This is a genomic window from Ruminococcus sp. RTP21359st1_H3_RTP21359_211015, from assembly GCF_040909065.1.
Taxonomy (GTDB): Bacteria; Bacillota; Clostridia; order Oscillospirales; family Ruminococcaceae; genus Hominimerdicola; species Hominimerdicola aceti.
The window spans coordinates 1-20,800 of record NZ_JBDGDD010000018.1 but is presented as its reverse complement, the minus strand read 5'-3'; the positions used below and the strand labels follow the sequence as shown (position 1 = coordinate 20,800).

Below are 20,800 nucleotides of genomic sequence, written 5' to 3'. Positions count from 1 at the left end.
ATTTTTGCGGGTTGAACAGCTTTGGCCACAGCGCACTGATTTGTCGACATTTCACGGAAATTTTACACGAATTATGAATTTATAATCGTGATTTTACTTCACATTTCAAAAAAAGGCTATGATTTTTATACAATTTCAATAAAATTATGAAATTTTGCATTTTACTACTTGCAAATTGCAAAATAGTGTGCTATAATAAGTAAGTGATGTGCGGAATGAGTAAAAAAGCCGTGCACAAATTATAATTTATAAGATGGGAGTTTTAATAATGGCTTTGAACAATGCGTATCTTGAAAGCGTTTATGAGAAGGTTGAGAAGAGAAATCCCGGCGAAAAGGAATTCCTCCAGGCAGTATATGAGGTACTGGAAAGCCTCATTCCTGTTGTAGAAAAGAGACCTGACCTTGTTGAGGCAGGTATAATCGACAGAATAGTTGAGCCAGAAAGACAGATCATTTTCCGTGTTCCTTGGGTAGATGACAACGGCAAGGTACAGGTAAACAGAGGTTTCAGAGTTCAGTTCAACTCTGCTATAGGACCATACAAGGGCGGCATCAGACTTCACCCTTCAGTATGTGCATCAGTAATCAAGTTCCTCGGCTTCGAGCAGATCTTCAAGAACAGCCTTACAGGTCTTCCTATCGGCGGCGGTAAGGGTGGTTCAGACTTCGATCCTAAGGGCAAGTCTGACGGAGAAGTTATGAGATTCTGCCAGAGCTTCATGACAGAGCTTTGCAAGCACATCGGTGCTGACACAGACGTTCCAGCAGGCGATATCGGTACAGGTGCAAGAGAGATTGGCTATATGTTCGGTCAGTACAAGAGAATCAGAAACGAATTCACAGGCGTTCTTACAGGTAAGGGTCTTTCATACGGCGGATCACTTGCAAGAACAGAGGCTACTGGTTATGGTCTTTGCTACTACACATCTGAGATGATCAAGTGCATGAAGAATGAAACATTCGCAGGCAAGACAGTTGTTGTCTCTGGTTCCGGTAACGTTGCTATCTACGCTACAGAGAAGGCTACAGAGCTGGGCGGCAAGGTAGTTGCACTTTCTGACTCTAACGGTTATGTATACGATCCAAACGGCATCAACCTTGATGTTGTTAAGCAGATCAAGGAAGTTGAGAGAGGCAGAATCAAGGAGTATGTAAACAGAGTACAGGGTGCTGAGTACCACGAGGGCTGCAGCGGCATTTGGACTATCAAGTGCGACATCGCTCTCCCATGCGCTACACAGAACGAGATCAACGAAGAGTCAGCTAAGGCTCTCGTAGCTAACGGTGTATTTGCTGTTGCTGAGGGTGCTAATATGCCTTCAACTCCAGAGGCTATCGCTGTATTCCAGAATGCAGGCGTTCTCTTTGGACCAGCAAAGGCTGCTAACGCAGGCGGCGTTGCTACATCAGCTCTTGAGATGTCACAGAACAGCGAGAGACTTTCTTGGACATTCGAGGAAGTTGACGCTAAGCTCAAGAACATCATGACAAACATCTTCCACAACTCATACAATGCAGCTAAGGAGTACGGTCTTGAAGGCAACCTCGTTGCAGGTGCTAACATCGCAGGTTTCCTGAAGGTCGCTGACGCAATGAAGTGGCAGGGTATCGCTTACTAATATAAGCGTATAAACAAAGCTATATACAAAACGGACGGTTTTTATGCCGTCCGTTTTTTGTTATATTTCAAAGACGCACGTGAACGTTCCCACACGTCTATTTGACCTGATTTTCTTTTATTATCCTGCCACGCTCAAAAGCACAAGCATTCTCAAGCGTTGTGCGGCTTATGGCGGCTAGGGCTTCTTCGGTGAAAAAGCCCTGATGAGAGGTGACGATAACGTTAGGAAAAGACAGAAGCCTTGCGGTCACGGAGCTTTCTAGGATATCCTCCTGTCGGTTTTCAAAGACGTTCTCTGTTTCTTCCTCATAAACATCAAGACCCACTCCGTGGAATTTTCTGCTTCTGATACCTTTTATAAGGTCTTCGGTATTCACAAGCGCACCTCGGGAGGTATTTACGAAAACAACATTCTCTTTCATAAGGGAGATAGTTTCAGTATTGATAAGATGATAGCTTGATTCTGTCAGGGGGCAATGGAGCGAGATAAGGTCGCTTTCCCGCAGGACTTCGCTAAGGGGATAATATTTCACAAAATCAAGGTCGGGGTTCTGATAAACGTCATAAGCTATAACACGCATACCAAAGCCGTGGCATATCCTGCACATTGCCGCACCTATCCTGCCTGTGCCTATTATACCAGCGGTCTTGCCATGGAAATCAAGTCCCATAAGACCATTCAGGCTGAAATTGTTCTCTCTTACCTTTATATAGCCCTTGTGTATTCTTCTTGTGACTGCAAGCGCAAGCGCCATAGCGTGTTCTGCCACGGCTTCCGGAGAATACCCAGGCACTCTAAGCACTGTTATGCCGTATTTATCGGCGGCTTTTATATCAACATTATTATAGCCTGCACATCGCATAAGAAGAACCTTTACACCGTGTTCATGGAGCCGTCTAAGCACTGAACCTGTTATCGTTGAGCTTACAAAGGCACACACGCCCTCACAGCCCTCGGCAAGCCTTGCTGTGTCTTCCGTCAAGTCAGCTTCAAGGTAGATGCTTTCTATATCGGGATAGTTTTTTCGCTGCTTTTCAAATGAATCTATATCATACTGCTTTGCGTCATAGAATATTATTTTCATGAAAACTCCTCCAAATTTTAAAGTATTTCATTTTACGCTTGTATTTTTTGCAGCTGTTTATAAAAATATACGGTTTTTGCCTTAATAAGATAAAATTATCAAAGGTTGACAATTGTGCGTAAATAGGATATAATATAGGTGTCGGTATGTAAAAATATACTTTAAATATACTTTAAATGCCTGTTTTCTACAGAAAGGATATGATGCCAATGTCACAATTTTCGGAACTTCTCAGAGAATACATAAAGAAAAAAGATATTACTATAAAAGCCCTTGCCGAAAAATGTGGTATCGACAGAACATATCTTCATAAGATACTCAAAGGGGAAAGGAAAGTGCCAAGCGTAGATTTTGTAGAAAATATAAGCTTGCAGCTCATGCTTTCCACAGAGGATAAAAGCAGGCTCATGGAGCTTTATAACATTTCTGAGATGGGGGAAGATGTCTACAATCGCCGCAAGCAGGTGTCAAAGATAATACACGATATGGCAAACACCAACATGGAAGATCCTGACGCTCTGACTTTCAAGACAGAAGTTGATATTGACTCTGTGCCTGAGATATCCATCTACACCGACAAACGTGAGCTTAGAAAAAACCTGCAGGTGCTTATATGCAGCGATGTTCATAATGGTTCTGACATTCAGGTCATCGCTCAGCCAACAGAGTTTCTTACCAATCTGCTGTCCATTGCCGCAGAAGGCAGCGAGTCTACCATAAACCATCTGTTCTTCTTTGACAACACCTCATACGAAAAAAACACCGCAAAATACAATCTGGATATTTTTCCGTTCATATGTCACCTTGCACAAAAGCATGAAAAATATGAGGCTTTTTATTATTATGAGGGTGCGTCGGCATATTTCAACTCCACGAACATCATGCCAAACATAATGATAACGAATAATTTTCTGATCAGAACAGACAGCGATTATTGTGAGGGCGTTATATACAGATCTAAGCCTATGGTAGAATTTTATATGCGGCAGTTTGAAAAGTTCAAGACAAAATGTGCAAAGCTTCTCGACCACGCCGTGAATATTCTGGAATATGTTTACTTTTGGTACGATGACAACGCAAATTTCATCGGCGTAGATTTTCAGCCATGCACCATGCTTTGTCTTACAGAGGATATATACAACGCCCATGCACTTTTGCCAGCTGACGCAAAGGAATTTGTAAAAGCAAAGCTCACCATGGGCAAGAAGGCTCTTTCTGAACACAAATTTGTAAATCTGTTCAGTGAAAAGGGTCTTGCAGAGTTTATGACGACGGGAGAGATTTTTGAGCTTCCGAGAAATTCATATACTTTTCCCACTCTTGCAGAACGCAAGATAATGCTTCAGATAATGATATCGCTTTGTGAAAACGGCATGGCAGACTACAGGATAATAAAGAACGACTATTTTGCGGTGTCGAAAAATCTTTGTATCAACATTTCTGACAACACAAGTCTTAACATCATTGCCAGAAACAACTGCTTCTCTGATTTTTCTTATTTGAAGATAAGCGAAACGAGCCTTGTTCAGGCTTTCTGGGATTATTTTCAGCACTTTATAGATTCTGACGCTGTTTGCTCACATGAAGAAACTATCGAGATACTCAGGTCTTATTTGTAAAAAATGGGCGACCAAAAGCCGCCCACTGTAATGATATTATTTAAGCTGTTCACGCATTAAAGTGAGCAGCTTTTTTTCATGCCTTGACACCTGCACCTGTGACATACCAAGTTGTTTTGCCGTTTCCATTTGAGTTTTATTCTGAAAATATCTCAGGTATATAAGCTTTCTATCCTCCGCTTCAAGGGAAGCTATGACCTGACGGAGAGAGAGCCTGTCAGCAATTTCTATGTCAGGAGCATCAACAGGGATATCTATTTGTCCGTGGCGGTCGTCTTCATCTGAGCTTTCAGTAAGACTAACAGGGGGCAGAGCGACGTTCATGGCCAGAGTAACGGCTTCTTCGCTTTCTCCTGACAGCTCACAAAGCTCGCTTACTGTAGGTTCTCTTCCCTGCTGTATGGAAAATCGCTCACGCTCTCTTACAAGGCGCATGGAAAGCTCTTTTATGCTCCGTGACACTTTTATCGTGCCACCGTCACGGAAAAGCCTTTTTATCTCCCCTAATATCACTGGCACTGCATAGGTGGAGAATTTCACACCACGGTCGCTGTCAAAGGCTTTCGCAGCTTTTACAAGACCTATACAGCCTGCACCGTAGAGGTCGTCATACTCTATGCCACGGTTGCGGAAGCGGTTTGCGCACAGGTGAACAAGCCCCAGATTTTCTTCTGCAAGAGGGGTCTCGACTATGCTGCTCATTTTATACTCTTTCTTTCAAGGTTTTTTCAAGGATAAGGGTAGTTCCTTCTCCAAGCTTGCTGCGCACCTTCACTTTATCCATAAAGCTTTCCATGACCGCAAAGCCAAGGCCTGCTCTTTCCTCCTCAGGTGCAGTGGTGAAAAGCGGCTGCATAGCCTGCTCGATATCAGCGATACCGCAGCCCTTATCCCTTATTTTTATGTAGACGTGTCTGTTCTCGAATATCCTTATTTGCATGAATATCTCCCCTAGGGTGTTTCGGTATCCGTGGACAATGGCGTTTGTGACTCCCTCTGACACTGCGGTCTTGACATCTGCAAGCTCGTCGATCTGAGGGTCAAGCTGAGTAAGGAAACCGCTGACTGCAACTCTAGCAAAGCGCTCATTTTCAGAATAGCTGGGAAAACTGACTTTCATTTCATTAAGGGGTTTTCGTTTCAATTTTATCACTCTCCTTTGTTTTGTCATCGGGGCTTTCATTCTGTTCCTGAGCTGCTTTCTTCTCTTGTATATACGGGGTCATATCCGTGACTATCTTTGTGAGTCTGTGCATACCTGCAAGCTGCAAGACCTTTCGGATATAAGCAGGAGGCGACGCCACTATCACCTCGCCACCCATTTCTGACATTATCCTGTATCTGCCCATAACAAGTCCGATGCCTGAGCTATCCATAAAAGTCACCTGAGAATAGTCGAGGATAAGGGTAAGAGGGTTATGGCTTCTAATGGCTTTATCTATCTCTCCCCTGAAATATTTCGCTGTATGGTGGTCGATATCGCCGCATATCTCTGCCACAAGAGTTCTGGCTGACGGATAGTTTTTTATCTCCACATTCATGCTTTATCATTCCTTTCATTTTTTCGTTTTATCCGCTGAAAATATATTATCACTTACAGTGGGATTTTTTTGTCGCATTATCGTATGGGTGAAAAAAGCAGGAACACACTTTTTTGTGTGTCCCTGCCTAGGAAAATTATTATGTTCTATGCTTATGTATTAAAGTCCGTTAGGATTATTCTTAATGAAGTTCCAGCTATCTGCTGTCATTTCATCAAGACCATATTGTGCTTCCCAGCCAAAGACCTTCTTTGCCTTTGCTGTATCAGCATAGCAGGTTGCGATGTCGCCTGCACGTCTTGGCTTTACTACATATGGGAGCTTCTTTCCGCAGGCTTTTTCAAAGCTGTGAAGAACGTCATAAACGCTTGAGCCTTTTCCTGTGCCGAGGTTTACGGCTTCAACACCCTTGTTTTCCATTACATACTTGACTGCGCAAAGGTGACCCTTAGCAAGGTCAACAACGTGGATATAATCTCTTACACCTGTTCCGTCAGGAGTATCGTAATCGTCACCAAACACACCGAGCTTTTCAAGCTTTCCTACTGCTACCTGACAGATGTAAGGAAGCAGATTGTTTGGTATACCGTTAGGGTCTTCGCCGATAAGACCGCTCTTATGTGCGCCGATAGGGTTGAAGTATCTCAGAAGTGAAACTGACCAATCGTTGTCGGAAACATAAACATCTCTCAGTATCTGCTCTATCATTACCTTTGTATAGCCATAAGGGTTTGTTGCTGATGTAGGCATATCCTCCGTATATGGAGCTTTGTTTACAGGGCCGTAAACTGTTGCGGAAGATGAGAAAACTATCTTCTTACAGCCGTATTTTCTCATTGCCTTGATAAGCATGAGAGTGCCTGTGATGTTGTTGTGGTAATATTCAACAGGCTTCTGAACAGATTCGCCAACCGCTTTAAGACCTGCAAAATGTATAACAGCGTCTATCTTGTTCTCTTCAAATATCTTTTCGAGCGCCGCAAGGTCAAGAAGATCTGCCTCATAAAAAGCAAAGTCCTTGCCTGTTATCTTCTTTATTCTGTTAAGAGCCTCCGGCTTTGAGTTTGAAAAGTTATCAACTATAACTACTTCATAGCCTGCTTCAAGAAGCTCAACGCAGGTGTGGCTTCCGATAAATCCTGCTCCGCCTGTAACGAGTATTTTTGCCATATTCTTTACCTCCCAAATATGTCAGGTTTTTTCTTACACTTACATTATACCATATTTTCACGTTTTTGCAATACCATTTTTGTTTCAAACACATGGATTTTTGTTGCAAAGAGAATAAAAATATGCTATCATATCTATAACAGATCATCTCACAGAAAGGATCACACAGAATGAATACAGACCGCCATTCCTTTAAATCAGACCAGACGGACGCACTTTCGCTGTCAGTATACAACGTGGGCTATGAAAAATGTCAGGGGCTTCACAGTTGGGGAAGCGGCGTTCGTGACCATTATCTTATCCACCACATCATAAGTGGCAAGGGCGTATACAAAACACCGCAGGGAGAGTATCACCTTAGCGCAGGGGACACTTTTCTCATTTACCCCTACACTGTTATAACATACACTGCAGACAAGAACGACCCATGGGAATACTACTGGGCAGGTTTCAACGGCTCTGACGCTGAATTTATCCTTGATCGTGCAGGCTTCACAAGAGAGTGTCCCGTTATCTCTGCAGACTTTGGAAGCGAGCTTAAAGACAGTCTTGAACGCATTTATCGTCTTAGTGGAAACAGAAGCTCAGACCTTGTGAAAATGACAGGTCAGCTTTACATCACACTGGGCATTCTTATGGAACGCTCGGGAAGTCAAAGCCGTTCAGGGAGCACCGCAAAGGGATATGTCACAAAGGCGAAAAACTACATTGCACACAACTACACCCTTGGGATAGGGGTCGAGAATGCCACCGATTTCGTTGGCGTGAGCCGTGCCACGCTATATCGAGCTTTCATGGAATATGAGGGGCTTTCTCCTGCACAGTATATAACTGATTTCCGTGTGAACGCCGCCTGCCGTTTGCTGGAAGAAACTGAGCTTCCTGTGTCGGCTGTGGCAAGGTCGGTAGGGTATAATGACAGCCTTTATTTTTCAAGGATATTCCACAAGACAAAGGGTGTGTCACCTACGGAATACAGGGCTGACGCTTTGTGTACAAAAGGTGAAATCAAGGCGTTTTCGGTTGACAAGGGTATATAAATGAGATATAATAAATAGGTATAATCAGCTACGAAAGGGTCTTAAACAATGAATTTCTTTATGGTCGGCTCGTTTTTCATGCTTTTCATGCTAAACGCAGGCTGGACTTCTAATTACGTTATAAAGCTTGTAGGCTTTTTATTTTTCGCAGTTGGAACGGCTGAGGCTGAAGAACGCACTGACGCTTTCGCACATCTTAAAAAGCCTGCTTACACTTCTTCCGCTATGTGCGCTCTTGCGGTGGTATGTCAGTTTCTATTGAAGCTTCTCTCCCCTGCGGCAATGGCGGCGAACGTTATAAGCATTTTGCTGTCGGCGGCAACTGTCTATATGTCACTGAACCTTATGAGAATGTTCCTTGTGGCGCTTGACAGCCACAGAGAGCTTGTGGAAGACGTTTCAAACATTGTAAGGCTTCAGGGCAGTTTCAACAAGCTTGCTCTTACGACGTTTATTTACTTTGGGGGCGACCTGCTCAACAGGCTAATACCAATAGAGTTCGTCACCACCCTTGCAGGCGTTATTGCGGCAATAGCAAAGATACTTGTGTATATTTTCCTGCTCATCATGCTTTACAACTTCAACAAGCTGAGGACAGATTATGAAAAACGCCGTGAAAGAGAAAACAAATAAGGATATTTCAAGAACGTCATGTTCACAAATGGCGTTCTGTTTTGTGTATAAAGGCAACAAAGAATAGGAGAACGAAAAATGCTATCAATAATAATACCAAGCTATAACGAGGAGGGCAACGTTGCAAAATGTGCTTCTGTTGTTTCAAAGCTTCTCAGCGAAAACGGTATAGACTATGAGCTTGTTTTTGTAAACGACGGCTCAAAGGACAGAACATGGGACATAATCTCAAACCTTGCACGCAATGACGAGCATATCGTGGGCGTGAATTTTTCAAGGAACTTCGGCAAGGAGAGCGCAATTTTTGCAGGACTTGAAACTGCAAAGGGTGACGCTTGCGTTCTGCTGGACTGTGATTTGCAGTTCCCGCCTGAGGTCATAATCGAGATGTACAACATCTGGAAAAACAATGACGTTGACATTGTTGAGGGCAGAAAAAATTCCCGTGGAAAGGAAAACCCTGTATACAAATTTTTCTCTCTGTGGTTTTACAAGATGATAAACAAGTCAAGCGGACTCGACATGGAAGCGGCTTCCGATTTCAAGCTTCTTGACAGGGCTGTGGTAGATTCACTGAATGCAATGCCTGAAAGACTGACGTTTTTCAGAGCAATGTCAAGCTGGGTAGGCTACAAAACGGAGCGTGTATATTTTGACGTTGCTGACAGAGAAATAGGCGAATCAAAGTGGTCTGTAAAGGGGCTTTTCAAATTCGCCATAAACAGCATAACCTCTTTTACCTCTGCGCCTTTGCAGATAGTGACAGTATGCGGTGTTATAACGTTTATTTTCTCTGTCATACTGGGACTTCACACCCTTATCAAAAAGCTTATCGGTGCGTCGGCGGTAGGATTTTCAACTGTCATAATCCTACAGCTTCTCACATCGAGTATAATAATGTTCAGTCTTGGAATAATAGGCTTTTATCTCTCAAAGATATACGAGGAGATAAAACAGCGACCTAGATACATAATCCGTGATATCATAAGAAAAGACGACGAGGAGAAAAAGAATGGAAAAGACTAAAACATCTCCCCTTTCATTTATAAAAAAATGGTGCTATGATAAGCGGCTGTACTTTTTTGTGTTCTTTCTGCCTGTGGCAATAATGTTTTCTGCCTATGCGTTTTTCAAAATACACCCTATAGGCGACAGCTCGGTGCTTGTGCTTGATTTGAACGGTCAGTATGTTTACTACTACGAGCAGTTCCGTGACGCTTTCCATGGCAACGGCAGTTTTATCTACAACTGGTCACGAAACCTCAGCGGAGAAATGTTCGGTGTGTTTGCATATTATCTTGCAAGTCCTTTTATGCTGATACTTGTGCTGCTGCCGAGAACGATGATGGCGACCTCTATCCTTATTTTACAGCTTGCAAAGATAGGCACGGCGGCTGTGACGTTCATGTTCTTCTTAAAAAAGATATCAGTGCAGAAGCCTAAGACTATCTCACTTATCATATTCCCTACCATGTATGCTCTTATGTCATACATGGTGGTACAACTTATGGACCCTATGTGGCTTGACGGACTTATCTATCTGCCGCTTATATGCTGGGGCGTTCACAGGCTCGTTGATGAGGGCAAGCTTGTACCTTATATAGTGCCGCTGGCGCTTATGTTCATTGCACATTTCTACATCGGCTATATGGTGGGAATTTTCACGTTTTTCTACTTCTGTTGGTACTGCCTTTCAAGAGAGGGCAGGATATTACCAAAAAAGTTCTTCTCACGCTGTGTAGCTTTCGGTATCGGCACGCTTGTTGCGCTTATGTGTGCGGCGTTCGTTCTTATAACCGTTTACAATTCTTTGAAGCTTGGCAAGTTTGAGTTCACTGACCCTGATTTCTCACTTGCAACGCAATTTGATTTTCTTACGTTCATAACAAAGCTTTTCCCAATGTCATATGACACTGTTTACCCTGAGGGTATGCCTATGATATACTGCGGAACGGCTGTATTGATACTTGTTCCGCTGTTCTTTATGAACGACAGGATAACAATGAAAGAAAAGACCTCCACAGGTCTGCTCACTTTCCTGCTTGTTATATTAATGTATATAAAGCCTGCGGACATGGCAATGCACGGCTTCCAAGTGCCGAACTGGCTGCCTTACAGATACTCTTTCATATTCTCATTCCTGATGATAGTAATGGCATTCAGGGCGTTTGAAAACCTCGAGGGCGTTACGGCAAAGAACATCGGCGGAATTTTCTTCGGACTTATGGTATTCCTCTTTTGGTGTGAGCGTGAGAACTACTCTCACTTCCAGCTTTTTGAAACAAAGACAAGTGAAACAGGCGACACCACAAACGTTATACAAGGCATATGGGTATCCATGATAGCGCTGGCGGCATATTTCGCACTTATCTATCTTATCAAGAAATATCCAAAATCAAAGGCTGTTTGTATCGTAATGGTAGGCGTTCTTGCGGTTGAGCTTTTTGCAAACAGCGCCGACACTATCGACAAGATAGACACTGACGTTGCATACAGCAAATACACCTCTTATGAACCTTACATGACGCAGACGAGAAACGCTGTGTCAATGATGAAGGAATATGACCCGTCGCTTTTCTACCGCATGGAGGCAACTTTCCACAGAACCGTAAACGACCCTATCGGAACAGGCTACAAAGGCATTTCACATTCAAGCTCAACGATGAACGCACCTGCCCTTATGATGCTCCACAAGCTTGGCTATGCTTACGGCGGACACTACACAAAATATGACGGCACAACTTTCATGACGGACGCTCTGTTTGACATAAAATATCTTATGGACAAAACGGGCAACACCTCTTTTGTAGGCACAAGAGTTAAAGTCCCTGAGGAATACAAGCTCACTACAGAATACACTGAAGGCGACGCAACATATAAATTCTACAACAATCCTAACGCTCTTGGACTTGGCATGGTATCTTCGCCTAGTATTGAGGACGTGTCACTTTCTGAAGATAATCCTTTTGAAAATCAGAACATGGTATTCAACACCCTCGCAGGCACAACAAAGGATTATTTCACAAAGATACCTGTTATAAACAGCGAAATGGAGAACGTTTCTACATCTCAGCTCACTGACGGACACACGAAATACTTCCCTACAGACACTTCAATTGCAGAATGTCACATTGACTATGTTGTGAAAATGGATAAGGACTCATATCTTTATATGTATCTTCCAACCAAATATGAGCGTTCCTGCAACGTGTGGATACAGGACGAGGACGATTATATGGACGGCTCTGAGCCTATGGAATATGCAGGTCAGTTCTTTGTGGGCGACAATTATTCCATTATGAACCTTGGCAAATTCTATGAGGGTCAGGAGCTTCGCATACGCATAACGGTGGCAAATGACGATAACGAAGCTTACTGGAAAGACCAGCTTTTCTACACCTTCGATTATGACAGCTTTGCACAGACCTGCGCTGATATGCAGAAAAATGTGCTTGAGGTCACAAGCTTTAAGGACACTTATCTTGAGGGCACTGTTAATGCTGAAAATGACGGCTCTGTACTGTTCACAACCATACCATATGAAAACGGCTGGACTATCACTGTGAACGGCAAAAAGGTGACGGCTGAAAAATCTCTTGACAGCCTTATAACTATCCCTTTGGAGCAGGGTGAAAACAAGATAACAATGAAGTTCTCCCCTGACTATTGGAAGGTATCTCTTATCATAACGGGCTTTGGTGTTGCCCTGCTGGTGCTTATATTCCTGTTTGAATATAAGCGTGGAAAAGTCATGAAAAAGGTGCTTGCAAAAGCTAACTTTACGGCTGAGAGCAGTGAGAAAGCCACAACCCCTGTGATAAATGACACAACTGATACAACTGACGAGCCTCTGAGGATATACCGACCTGACAATGATGATGACGAAAAGCTTCGGCACATAAACGAGATGATGAAAAATATTCTCGGTGAGGACGAGGATAGCGGCAAAAACGATAAATAGCGACGAAAGCTGCGAAAAAAATCTATTGACAAGACTTTTATAAAATAGTATTATAATAGGGACGGAAATTCTATCCGCCCCTATTTTTTCGGACAGCGGATAAAGACTTCACAAATGAAAGGAATAATCAAAATGGCAAAAAAGATCTACACCAAGAAGCTTACATATGCAGGAATGTCCCTGTGTCTGCTGAGTTTTTTCGCATTCATTCTCTCGGCAGCAGGCGCTCTTGCTGACCCTGTGGGAAAGCTCGTTTACAACAACGTTTTCACAAACAAGATAGACGTTTTGTTCACCCCTGACATTTTCGCTTATGTGAACACCTATGGTCTTTCATGCGCACTGGCCATATTCAGCCTTGTGGCGTTTTTCACATCTGCAAGAGCAAAGGGCAAGAAAAAGCTTGATGGTGCATTCGCAGGCTTTCTTATCCTTTTCCCGCTTGTTGTGATGATAACAAAGGGCATAATGATATACTATGTTACTGTAAAAGGTCACTTCTCAAACGCTATAACAATGGGCTATGACAATGACAAGTTCAGGGTAGCCCTTTCACTTGCTGATGATGTTCTGCCATTTATTGCGGCTTTCCTGCTTTTTATCGGTGGACTTGTTATTGCAGGCAGACTTATGGGCGAAGATTTCGCCGTTGAGATACCTGTTGCCGCAAAGACGCCTGACAATGCCCCTGCGCCTATCCCAATGACTACACCGCAAGAACAGAGTTTTGCTCAGCCTGATATGTCACAGTTCAGAAAGCCCGACAATGCCGAGCCTGTTATGTCACAGAGTGTAGTTGAGCCTGAGATACCACAACAGACAGAGCCTATAGAACCACCTACAGAAACGGCTGAACAGCCTGTTGAGCAGACCGCACCTGAAAAGTGTCCTCACTGCGGCTCAGAGCTGAAGAGCGGAGCCAAATTTTGCAGCGTTTGCGGAAACAAGGTCTAAAAAGCTACACCAATACACTTCCATAAAAAATACGGCATATGCCACTTTTTCGGTGACATATGCCGTGTTTAATTTTTACTGTTCTGATACGCTGGGGCTTACAAGACCATGCTTTACTCGGTCACGGACCTCCGCTCTCTTTGCGTCGTTAAATCTGTCGAGAGTTCCAACAAGATAGCCTGTTATTCTTCTTATACGCTGAAAAGGCACGTCTGCAAAGTGATAATCAACGTCAACAAAGTCGCCGTCTATTTTTAGGTCGATAGTCTGGATAGTCTTTTCAGGGTAAAGCTTCTGCGCCCTGTCAATATATGAATTTATCTCTGCCTGGGACATCTCCCCGCCTGTTACGTTCACATTTACCATTTTACATTACCTCCATTTTTCTTTGTTATACATATTGTTGCCACAATAAAAGGATACCACAATATCTTGTATTTGTCAATAGTTAATACCTACAAAGCACATGAGTATATTTTGTAGGGTATGCCTGCATGGTCAGCCTTTCATTTCTTCTCTTATGCCTCGCCAATCGGGACAGAACTTGCCCACCAAAGCCCAGAAATCCTTGCTGTGATCCATAAAGACCAAGTGGCAAAGCTCGTGGAGGCAGACGTAATCAATGCACTCTCTGCGGAAAACGATAAGCTTTGAGTTTATGGAAATATGCCTGTTTGAGATACATCTTCCCCAGCTTGCTGTCAGCGGTTTTATTGTGACCTTTTCAGGCACAAGCCCTGTGGAGGCAGACATTTTCTGCATACTTTTTGTTATCTCCGCCACTGTGAGATCGTTTATGAACTTGGTGGTCTGCTCTTTTACATAGGTCTGGTCGCTGGTCTTGTTCACGGCAATGAGAAGCTTGCCATCCTCTATCTTGGGAGAAAAATACTTATCGGCTTGAACAAGGGTCAGGGTAAGCTCGTTCCCCAAAAGTCTGAGCCTTTCGCCATGGCAGAAATCTTTCGGCAGACCCACCGCCACCTTGTCTTTTTGCTCCTTTATCCAGCCCAGATTGTTATTAATAAAGCTTTCAAGCTGCTGCTTTGAACAGCCGTAAGGCACACGCACTGTCAAAGTGCCGTCACGCATACCCATATTAAGGCGACTTCTTTTGGCAACGTCAAGGATAAAGTCTATGCGCTCTCCGTTTTTATCCTCAATAAAAGTATTATATTTCGGCACTTCAAAGCCCCCATATCCAACAGCGCCGCACATTCTTTTGTGCGGCGCTGTATTTTTTACCACTGTACTGCTATAGAGCTGTCTGTTGTAAGATAATCCTTATAAATATATCCTGTGAGTGGACCGTCTATGTTCATGAAATTTATCTTCACATATCCGTTATCCTCATATTCAAGAACGTTTACCTGAACGCCCGGTGACATACAAACGATATTCTCAGCGTCATTATCAGGTGCCACGTGAAGATAAGCATACTCTGTGACATACATTACTTCAAGCACATCTGTCTGGCTAGACTCGTCGCTGGACACATCTGTTACCGCACCGCTTTCGTCCACACTGCTGTTATCAGTAACTGACGTATCCGCAGGGGCGGTGCTGTTCACTGGCTCAGCCACAGACTCATTTGTATTTATGGTGGCAGTATTTATTCCCTTTGGCACTTCTGAACTATTACTTGCAAAAAGCCCCTTGGCAAGCAGAAGTATCACGCACAGCACAAATATGCCCACAACTATTATTGCGACAACGCTCGCCGTATTTCCCGAAGCCTTGCGGGAAACGTTATTCTTGTTATTATCCATATATTGCACGGCACAAGCCGTCACATTTCGCCTCCTTTTGCAGGAACACACCTGCACACCTGCAAACAAAGCACAGGTACATAAACATATTATAATATTTTTTATCATCAATGTCAATGACAGTTTAATTACAATATTGTCACATTTCACTCTTCAAGCCCTCTTCTTGAGATATTTGCCATATTTACACCGATATTTTGACATTATAGCCAAATAGACGTTTACTAATTTGATTAAAATACATATTAACAGAATCAGCAAAATATGATATAATGAGCTTTAAGGGCGTGCCTTGGGAGGCGTTGCCCTTATAGTATAAAAGCAAGGGGGGCAGGAAGTTGCATAAAAAAATTATCTGCGGTGCATTGTCTGCTGCAATGTTCCTGACCCTTTTTTCAGCCTGTGGTCGATCTGAAGAGAGCGTGGTCAATACTAAAAACTCCTCGTTTATCGAACAAGAGGAAGTCGTTGACAGCCCTGCAAAGATATTTTTCTCAGCATGGAACGGCAGTGAGATAACCGCTGACACGGCTAAAGAGCATGGTATGATTTTCATGGACTCTTCGGAAGAAAGCGATATGCGCTGGGCTGAGTTCTGTGAGTGCGTAAAAAGCGGCACTGAGGCTGAGATAACAGTATGCACAAGCACGCAGGTGATACATGCTGAAAGCTCTTTGGAGGGGGACAGCGGTGTTCTTACCATAGAATCTGAGGACTTTTCTGAGGGCAGCATGAAGCTTTTCTCAAAAAAGCTTTCTGCCGACAGCCTTTACAGCGTTTGTGAAAACGGCTTGACGGTATATTACGCCGGAAGCAACAAGCTTTATCAGACAGAGAATGTAACAAGTGAGCTTACAGACGTTCCTTTTGAGCAAAAGATATACAAGTGCAGCAGTGAAGCCAACATGACATTCCCCTATCAAAAAATGTTTTCAAATTATGATGATTTCAGTGAATATTATTTGAAATACAATGGTGAGCTGCAAATTCAGGAAATGAAAAAGGATATGGAAGCTTTTGAAAACGAAGGCGGCTTCAACAACCATGTTATTTTTCTAAAAGGAGAGCTTTCGGGATATGAGCATATCGACTACAAAGCAGTAAGGGCGGTCAAGGACAAGGATTCCCTTTTCATATATGTGGCTAAAGAGATACCCGAGAACAAGGCAGGGGCGACTTCAAAACGTCAGATAACTGTCACAGTGCCGTCAGAGTATCTTGATGAGATAAGCCCCAAAAACATAAAATGGATAGTTTTCACACAAGAGTGACAAGAGGCGGACAAGGTGTCTGCCTTTTTTTATTCTGAAAGTTGACAGATAAAAGCATTAGTATTATAATAAGGTCAACACCTCATAAGGAGATATTTATATGAAGCTTTTTTACCCTGAGATATTTGATAAATTTGTCTGTACAGGCTCGCAGTGTTCTGACAACTGCTGTATGACCGATTGGGATATCGAGATAGACGAGGACACCTACGGCTTTTACAAAAAGCTTGACAATGATATAGGCAGGAAGTTTGTGAACTCAGTTACGGAAGACGAGGGCGTGAAATATCTTGTCCACTGTGACGGCAAATGCCCTATGCTCAACGAAAAGGGGCTTTGCTCTGTTCAGCTTGCTTACGGTGAGGAAAACATCTCAGACATATGCCGTGAACACCCGAGGTTTTACGAGTGGTTTGGAGATTACAAGGAGGCAGGCGTGGGACTTGCCTGCGAAGAAGCTGTGAGAATGTATCTTTCTGATGATGAGCCTGTGAGATTTTTTACCAAAGAGATAGATGAAGAGCCTGACGACCTTGAGTTCGATCCCCAGCTTCTTGAAACCATGCTTTTTGCACGAACGGCTTTCATTGACCTGCTTCAAAACAGGGAATATTCTCTCCATGACAGACTTGTGAACGTTCTTTCAGCAACAGCGGAGATACAATATGCTCTTGACGAAGAGGATACAGAGGAGATAAAAGCCATTGCCCAGAAGCTTCCCCCCCCTGAGATAATTGCAGAGCGTGTGGAGAACTTGAAAAAAGCTTTGCCTGAAAAGCCTTTGGAAAATGCCGAAAATATGCTTTTGTATCTTGAACGTCTTGACTTTATAGGCGACATTCTCCCACAGCAGATAAAAGACGCAAGCCGCTTTGTGAAAAAGCTTTCCGCACCCTTAAAGGCTCAGACGAGCGGTGAGTACGAAAAGCTTGCGGTGTATTTTGTATACAGATATTTTCTTAAAGCTGTGAGAGATTTCGACCTGCTGTCAAAAATAAAGGCTATGATAGTGTTCGTTTTTGCCGCAGAGGTCATAAACCTCAGTCGTGAGCAGGACGCTCCCGCACGCTTTGAAACCGTCAAGGAGCTTTGCAAGGAGATAGAATACTCAGGTGACAACATGGACAGGATATATGACGACAGCTATCTTTCAGATATTTTCTCCGATACTTCTATGCTTGCACTTCTTGAATGGACGCTTTAGAGAAGAAGGTAACCAAGCGCCAGAAGAAGCTTTATGTCTGCACCCTGCTTGTATAATATGTAAATAAGCAGACCGATAAGGGCTTTTTCCTCGTCTATCTTTATATCGCCTAAATTCCCTCCAAGCAGACCGCTCAAAAGCGAACTGCTCTGAGGGGCTTTTTGTGGGCTATGAGCATTCTGAGTGCGAGGGATTTCCTCTGCTTTAGGTGGTGCAGGCTCGCTATTAGGGCTTGCGCCCACAATGCTTCGTGAACGCCTTTGCATTTCTCTCACACGGCGAATGGCTTCCTCCTGCATGGTGGTGAAATTATTGTCATCAGAATAAGCCAAGCAGATCACCTCCCAGAAGCCCGCTTTCTTTCAGTGCGGGATAGACCGCAAAAAGCTTGAATATTTTTATGAGCCTGTCTATTTTCGCCTGATTTTCTTCTTTCAGCAGAGGTCGCAGAGCAAGAAGAAGCTGGATATTTTTATCGGGTTTTGAAGCCGACTGCATAATGCTTTGTATCTTCATAAGCTTTGCAATATCAAGACCCCCTGCCTGTGTCGCTTGCGCAGGCTTGCTTTCCGCAGGTGGAGAAACGCCGCCCAGGCTTTGGAGAAGCTGAGAAAAGTCCATGTTCTGAGGGCTTTGTGGAGCTTCGCTCTGACCGCCCTGTTCTCCCTGTCCGACGTTATCCGCCGTGAGCATATCCGCAAGCTCCTTTATCTGCTTCATGCTTTCCTCGTCATTAAGCACATTCTGTATTTTGTTCATCAGATCGTCCAATTATTTCACCGCCTGTTCAAGCTTTTGCCCTGTAAAATACTATTTTCCCTGAAGCTTTTTGAATATCGCCCTTGCCTGTGGTGAGGACAATATTTTTTCGGCAGTTTTCGGATCTGACAAAGCCTTTTGAAGCATCATAGCCTCGTTTTGTGGCATACCCTGAAGCGCCCTGTCATAAACACCGCTTTCAAGCTGACCTTTCAGCACATCAGGAGTAGTGCCTAGCTTTCTTGAAGCCACTGCAAGAAGCGCCTGCATGGCTTTTGGATCCATAGAATTGAAGCTGTTTTTTGCGCTCATAAAAAATTCTCCTTTTTTCTATAGTATTTATAAATATTTATGTTATAATATTGCTTGTTATAACTGGTAAAGGGGTGTAACTATGAGAATAATCGTTTTTTCGGATACTCATGGAAATTATTCTGCAATGCACAAAATATTCAAGAGAAACGGCGACGCTGACCTGTTTATTTTTCTTGGTGACGGCGAACGTGACCTTGACAGCCTGAGAGTGCAGTATCTTGACAAAAAGATAGTAAACGTATCAGGAAACTGCGACTTTGCTTCGCTCACTCCCGAAAACGACATATACATGACCGATGACGGTATAAAGATATTTTTCACCCATGGCCACAAGTGGGGCGTGAAATACTCTACCGACAGACTTTTTTACAAAGCCAAGGAAATAGGCGCACAGATAGCACTTTTCGGACACACACACTGCCGCTACTATGCCTATGAGGAGGGTATCCACATTTTAAACCCCGGCAGTGCAGGTCAGCCGAGAGACGGCAAGCCTGCAAGCTATGCCTATATCGACATTACAAAGGACGGTGGCATATTCTGTAGTCACGTTGACCTATAATATGCTCAGAGCTTAGATCTTGTTAAACAAAAAGCGGACGAACACTTTTCATGTTCGCCCGCATTTTTATGCTAAAAATTATTCTGATATCTCTTTTCTTACCCTTTCAAGCTCATCAAGGAACATCTGATCTGCATGGCTAAGGCGGTAATTGCTCTGATAGATAAGAACGTCCTTATTGGTCTTTTTGAAGCTATGACAAACTCTTTGCACCAGGCCATAACGCTTCAATATCTCCTTTGGCAGAGGACTTACCCACATGAATGAGTCTGGACAAGCCGAAAGGATATCGAACTGACTTCCTCTCTCATAGACGTAAATATGCCTGCTGTGATTATTAAGCTCAGCGTTTTTCTTCTGATAAGTCGCTGAGATGTTCGGCACGATATTATCCCCATGCAATACCTCTATGTATTTATCAAGGACAGTTTCGTTTATCTCTTTTTCTTTAGCAAGCTGGCTGTTTTCGCTTGTGATAAGTACATAATCGAACTCCCACACGTTATGATATTTCAGATTTTTCTCTTCTATCATAGACATGAAAAAGCTCTCATACGCCACAGGATAACGGATTATACCCATGTTATATTCGCATTCCACCACTGCGTTTATGGCTTCCATGGAGTTTGTTTCCCTTATTTTTGCGTCAAGCTCCACATTCGTGCCTAACTTGTTCACAAAGCAAGTGAAAGCGTGAGTTATATAGCTTGCCCTTGGCAAAAGCAGAGAGAAGTTCACAGCGTTTTCACCATTATCCTTATAAAGGCTCTCCATTTTATCCATTTGCACAAGTATGGCCTTTGCATACTGCAAGAACTGTTTGCCCTTTTCTGTGGCAACAACACCCTTTGCACTTCTTTTAAAAATCGGTATGCCAACTTCTCTTTCCATTTCCTTTATGGCTTTTGAAAGGTTAGGCTGACCCATATAAAGTGCTGAAGCTGCTTTTGTGATAGACCCAAGTCTTTCGACCTCTACCATATATCTGAGATGAGTTAAATTCATAGTTTCCCCTTCTTTGTTATCGGTATATAAAATTTTAAGGCTGTCATATAATATTATATATGCTTTCTGTCAATTTCATTATAAAGCTTTGTTAAAAACTTGTCAACCACAAGGAGCGTTTTTTAACATTTATTTAACATAAAGCAAAGTCATTTATGTAGGTTTGTCAATCATATTGGACACTATTATTAAGAAATTCGATAGGCGAAAACCATTTGAGGGGACGCATAGGACGGTTGTTTGTTCGACTTAAACGTGCAGCTAGCTGCACGTTTAAGTCGTCGCAGGA

The 20,800-nt window shown here is 43.1% G+C and carries 22 protein-coding genes; 10 read left to right on the top strand and 12 right to left on the bottom strand.

Going from position 1 to position 20,800, the window contains the following annotated elements; translation table 11 throughout:
• Nucleotides 1-268 precede the first annotated feature (268 nt).
• The gene (gene gdhA, locus AB5Z01_RS08765; RefSeq protein WP_117924356.1) at nt 269-1,621 is read left to right on the top strand and encodes an NADP-specific glutamate dehydrogenase; all 1,353 of its coding nucleotides are present in this window, start codon (nt 269-271) and stop codon (nt 1,619-1,621) included.
• 97 nt (nt 1,622-1,718) lie between these two features.
• Here gdhA and AB5Z01_RS08760 read toward each other — a convergent pair whose 3' ends face one another.
• Nucleotides 1,719-2,708 carry a 2-hydroxyacid dehydrogenase gene (locus tag AB5Z01_RS08760; RefSeq protein ID WP_368365469.1) on the bottom strand — a complete coding sequence of 330 codons (990 nt, stop codon included), beginning with the start codon at nt 2,706-2,708 and terminating at the stop codon, nt 1,719-1,721.
• A gap of 209 nt (nt 2,709-2,917) precedes the next feature.
• Between AB5Z01_RS08760 and AB5Z01_RS08755 the strand changes: the two genes are divergently transcribed.
• Nucleotides 2,918-4,327: a helix-turn-helix domain-containing protein gene (locus AB5Z01_RS08755; RefSeq protein ID WP_287215247.1), complete on the top strand. Its 1,410-nt coding sequence runs from the start codon at nt 2,918-2,920 to the stop codon at nt 4,325-4,327.
• Nucleotides 4,328-4,363: 36 nt separating this feature from the next.
• Here AB5Z01_RS08755 and AB5Z01_RS08750 read toward each other — a convergent pair whose 3' ends face one another.
• The 4 genes from AB5Z01_RS08750 to galE all read right to left on the bottom strand — a co-directional run bounded on the left by AB5Z01_RS08750 (nt 4,364) and on the right by galE (nt 7,038).
• Nucleotides 4,364-5,029 carry a sigma-70 family RNA polymerase sigma factor gene (locus AB5Z01_RS08750; RefSeq protein WP_287215249.1) on the bottom strand — a complete coding sequence of 222 codons (666 nt, stop codon included), beginning with the start codon at nt 5,027-5,029 and terminating at the stop codon, nt 4,364-4,366.
• A gap of 1 nt (nt 5,030) precedes the next feature.
• Nucleotides 5,031-5,447, bottom strand: a complete 417-nt coding sequence (spoIIAB, locus tag AB5Z01_RS08745; protein WP_117863155.1) for an anti-sigma F factor — start codon at nt 5,445-5,447, stop codon at nt 5,031-5,033.
• A 4-nt stretch (nt 5,448-5,451) separates the two neighbouring features.
• A complete protein-coding gene (locus tag AB5Z01_RS08740; protein WP_195551838.1) occupies nt 5,452-5,868 on the bottom strand; it encodes an anti-sigma factor antagonist in 417 nt (138 codons plus the stop codon).
• A gap of 159 nt (nt 5,869-6,027) precedes the next feature.
• Nucleotides 6,028-7,038 carry a UDP-glucose 4-epimerase GalE gene (galE, locus tag AB5Z01_RS08735; protein WP_038670643.1) on the bottom strand — a complete coding sequence of 337 codons (1,011 nt, stop codon included), beginning with the start codon at nt 7,036-7,038 and terminating at the stop codon, nt 6,028-6,030.
• Between the two features lie 170 nt (nt 7,039-7,208).
• Here galE and AB5Z01_RS08730 point away from each other — a divergent pair, with 170 nt between their 5' ends.
• From AB5Z01_RS08730 to AB5Z01_RS08710, 5 genes are all read left to right on the top strand, one after another.
• On the top strand, nt 7,209-8,078 hold the full coding sequence (locus AB5Z01_RS08730) for an AraC family transcriptional regulator (RefSeq protein ID WP_256321765.1): 870 nt from the start codon (nt 7,209-7,211) through the stop codon (nt 8,076-8,078).
• 48 nt (nt 8,079-8,126) lie between these two features.
• A complete protein-coding gene (locus AB5Z01_RS08725; protein ID WP_256321766.1) occupies nt 8,127-8,711 on the top strand; it encodes a hypothetical protein in 585 nt (194 codons plus the stop codon).
• A gap of 78 nt (nt 8,712-8,789) precedes the next feature.
• Nucleotides 8,790-9,737, top strand: coding sequence for a glycosyltransferase family 2 protein (locus tag AB5Z01_RS08720; protein ID WP_022286531.1), 948 nt, complete (start codon nt 8,790-8,792; stop codon nt 9,735-9,737).
• Nucleotides 9,724-12,672 (top strand): YfhO family protein, encoded by a 2,949-nt coding sequence (locus AB5Z01_RS08715; RefSeq protein ID WP_368365468.1) that lies wholly within the window; start codon nt 9,724-9,726, stop codon nt 12,670-12,672. The genes AB5Z01_RS08720 and AB5Z01_RS08715 overlap by 14 nt, the downstream gene beginning before the upstream one ends.
• Nucleotides 12,673-12,804: 132 nt before the next feature.
• Entirely contained in the window at nt 12,805-13,626 is an 822-nt protein-coding gene (locus tag AB5Z01_RS08710) for a zinc ribbon domain-containing protein (RefSeq protein ID WP_195220460.1), read from the top strand.
• 75 nt (nt 13,627-13,701) lie between these two features.
• On the opposite strand, the gene nrdD is transcribed toward AB5Z01_RS08710, so the two are convergent.
• The 3 genes from nrdD to AB5Z01_RS08695 all read right to left on the bottom strand — a co-directional run bounded on the left by nrdD (nt 13,702) and on the right by AB5Z01_RS08695 (nt 15,395).
• Nucleotides 13,702-13,992, bottom strand: a complete 291-nt coding sequence (nrdD, locus tag AB5Z01_RS08705) for an anaerobic ribonucleoside-triphosphate reductase (protein WP_186491415.1) — start codon at nt 13,990-13,992, stop codon at nt 13,702-13,704.
• A gap of 132 nt (nt 13,993-14,124) precedes the next feature.
• Nucleotides 14,125-14,811: a M48 family metallopeptidase gene (locus AB5Z01_RS08700; protein ID WP_195220463.1), complete on the bottom strand. Its 687-nt coding sequence runs from the start codon at nt 14,809-14,811 to the stop codon at nt 14,125-14,127.
• Between the two features lie 56 nt (nt 14,812-14,867).
• Entirely contained in the window at nt 14,868-15,395 is a 528-nt protein-coding gene (locus AB5Z01_RS08695; protein ID WP_038672938.1) for an SH3 domain-containing protein, read from the bottom strand.
• Between the two features lie 338 nt (nt 15,396-15,733).
• Here AB5Z01_RS08695 and AB5Z01_RS08690 point away from each other — a divergent pair, with 338 nt between their 5' ends.
• Both AB5Z01_RS08690 and fliB read left to right on the top strand, forming a co-directional pair.
• A complete protein-coding gene (locus AB5Z01_RS08690) occupies nt 15,734-16,666 on the top strand; it encodes a hypothetical protein (RefSeq protein ID WP_117863149.1) in 933 nt (310 codons plus the stop codon).
• Between the two features lie 100 nt (nt 16,667-16,766).
• Nucleotides 16,767-17,870, top strand: a complete 1,104-nt coding sequence (gene fliB / locus AB5Z01_RS08685; protein WP_287215257.1) for a flagellin lysine-N-methylase — start codon at nt 16,767-16,769, stop codon at nt 17,868-17,870.
• Here fliB and AB5Z01_RS08680 read toward each other — a convergent pair.
• Genes AB5Z01_RS08680 through AB5Z01_RS08670 form a run of 3 tightly spaced genes read right to left on the bottom strand, consistent with a single transcriptional unit; the run spans nt 17,867 to nt 18,941 of the window.
• Nucleotides 17,867-18,211, bottom strand: coding sequence for a hypothetical protein (locus AB5Z01_RS08680; RefSeq protein ID WP_332008375.1), 345 nt, complete (start codon nt 18,209-18,211; stop codon nt 17,867-17,869). The genes fliB and AB5Z01_RS08680 overlap by 4 nt on opposite strands.
• Nucleotides 18,189-18,641, bottom strand: coding sequence for a hypothetical protein (locus AB5Z01_RS08675; protein ID WP_287215261.1), 453 nt, complete (start codon nt 18,639-18,641; stop codon nt 18,189-18,191). Before AB5Z01_RS08675 ends, AB5Z01_RS08680 begins: the two co-directional genes overlap by 23 nt.
• Before the next feature lie 39 nt (nt 18,642-18,680).
• Entirely contained in the window at nt 18,681-18,941 is a 261-nt protein-coding gene (locus AB5Z01_RS08670) for a hypothetical protein (RefSeq protein WP_022286541.1), read from the bottom strand.
• A gap of 82 nt (nt 18,942-19,023) precedes the next feature.
• Here AB5Z01_RS08670 and AB5Z01_RS08665 point away from each other — a divergent pair, with 82 nt between their 5' ends.
• On the top strand, nt 19,024-19,506 hold the full coding sequence (locus tag AB5Z01_RS08665) for a metallophosphoesterase (protein WP_022286542.1): 483 nt from the start codon (nt 19,024-19,026) through the stop codon (nt 19,504-19,506).
• Between the two features lie 78 nt (nt 19,507-19,584).
• Here AB5Z01_RS08665 and AB5Z01_RS08660 read toward each other — a convergent pair whose 3' ends face one another.
• Nucleotides 19,585-20,511 (bottom strand): LysR family transcriptional regulator, encoded by a 927-nt coding sequence (locus AB5Z01_RS08660; protein WP_022286543.1) that lies wholly within the window; start codon nt 20,509-20,511, stop codon nt 19,585-19,587.
• Nucleotides 20,512-20,800 lie beyond the last annotated feature (289 nt).